The organism is Vibrio sp. SG41-7 (assembly GCF_014164465.1).
GTDB lineage: Bacteria > Pseudomonadota > Gammaproteobacteria > Enterobacterales > Vibrionaceae > Vibrio > Vibrio splendidus.
This window is the reverse complement of sequence record NZ_JACJFF010000349.1, coordinates 1-482: the sequence shown is the minus strand read 5'-3', so window position 1 is coordinate 482 and position 482 is coordinate 1. Positions and strand designations below refer to the sequence as shown.

Here is a 482-nt window from a genome sequence, read left to right as displayed (position 1 = left end):
AAGGCATCGTAGACCTTAGGGAGCATCTCACCACGACGTCGGTTTGATAGAAAACCGAAGTATCGAATCATTTTGAAGTGCTTATCAGGAATATGCTCAATCATGCGCTCTATCAGAGCTTCTGGACTCAAAATGAGGGATTCCGTCCGACCATTCCTATGGTTGAGGTAATCAAACGTCACCAAGCCTCCCTGGAAGTCATGTCGTAAACGCGACGCCGATATAGGTGGGCGTTTTAGGTATCGGCCGAGGTAAGTCATGGTGGGCGTCACGTTGGCTGTTTTCTTTGCAAAGTGCAGCTTCCATCGACGGCAATATTGGCTGGTTAAAAATCGGGACCAATCTTGCTCATTACGAATGAAAGGGCAGTCCTCTCCACTCAAGTCTAACTCTGAGTAATTGGAGCTGAGAAGTTGAGTGATGGCGGTACGCCAACACTTCTCAGTGGTCTTAGCTTTAAAGAAAATGGGCTTCCATAGACC

The 482-nt window shown here is 47.5% G+C and carries 1 protein-coding gene; it reads right to left on the bottom strand.

The genetic code is table 11. The annotated features are described in order from the left end of the window. Positions 1 to 482, bottom strand: a 482-nt coding sequence (locus tag H5300_RS27050) for a transposase (RefSeq protein ID WP_182797393.1), incomplete at both ends; no start/stop codon positions are given.